The sequence below is a fragment of the Pararobbsia alpina genome (genome assembly GCF_902859895.1).
Lineage (GTDB): Bacteria > Pseudomonadota > Gammaproteobacteria > Burkholderiales > Burkholderiaceae > Pararobbsia > Pararobbsia alpina.
Genome location: NZ_CADIKM010000185.1, coordinates 1 through 896 on the forward strand (window position 1 = coordinate 1; position 896 = coordinate 896).

The 896-nt window shown below is 64.8% G+C and carries 1 protein-coding gene; it reads right to left on the reverse strand.

Annotated elements, in window-relative coordinates:
• Positions 1-756 (reverse strand): phage integrase family protein (locus tag HV670_RS30180; protein WP_281362492.1); only part of this gene is annotated, 756 nt, incomplete at its 3' end.
• Positions 757-896 lie beyond the last annotated feature (140 nt).

The window sequence follows — 896 nt, forward strand, 5'->3', positions numbered from 1 at the left end:
GAGGATCAGGCGCTCGGCCTCCTTGCGGTACGTCCTCAGCGTCGCCGGTGATTCGTGCAGTGACAGCCAAGCCTGGATGGCGGCGTAGTCGTTGTCGGCATCCAGCGTGCAAGTCTGCCGCGGCGCGCGGAATGTTCCGGCCGAGCCGTCCACCTCATGTGGCAGCCGCAACGACTCCCACGGCACGATGGAACCGGGCCCGGAGATCGTAACGAGTGCCCTCGCCCGCTCCGCCAGTTCAGGATGGGCAGCAAAGAACAGCTCAATTTGCCGCGCGCTGGCGGCGCCGAGACCCGGGATCACTTTCCACCATTGGCGCCGACGCGGGATCCGCACGGTCAGGTCGGCCAGCGTCGCGATACCGTGCGCACGCAGGGCCGCCACGGCTCGAGCCGGCAGCCAGACGTCGATGTCGTCGCTGATTTTTGGATCGGGTATCCGAGCATGCCGCAGCACGTCGATGGCCTCGTTCACCGCCCTCGCCTCGCGCAGACGCTCCCCTGCGGCGTGCGCGAGGACGGTGGCCAGATCGGGGCGCCCGACCTGGCAGGCGACGCTCACGAGCCGGCGTCGGATGATACCAAGGATGCCACGCGCCGAGCGGCCGTCGCCAAGCCGCGTCGGCAGGTACCGCTCGATCGCCGTGCGCACGGGCAGCCCGGCGTACCAGGCGCGCAGCGCGGCCAGTTCGTCCGCATCGGGAAGCGCTACCCCATCGTTTTCGGGGGATCGACGGAACGTGTCACTCGTTTTCATGAACGCCAGTTTCGCACATAAATCGGATTGTTAAGATAACAATAGTTATCGTAACAGCACTATTCTCAAGCTATTTTCAATCGGAACTCAGTTTCCCTTCGTCCCTTCGGCGCCGGAACCTGGAGCTGTTCTTGTCCATT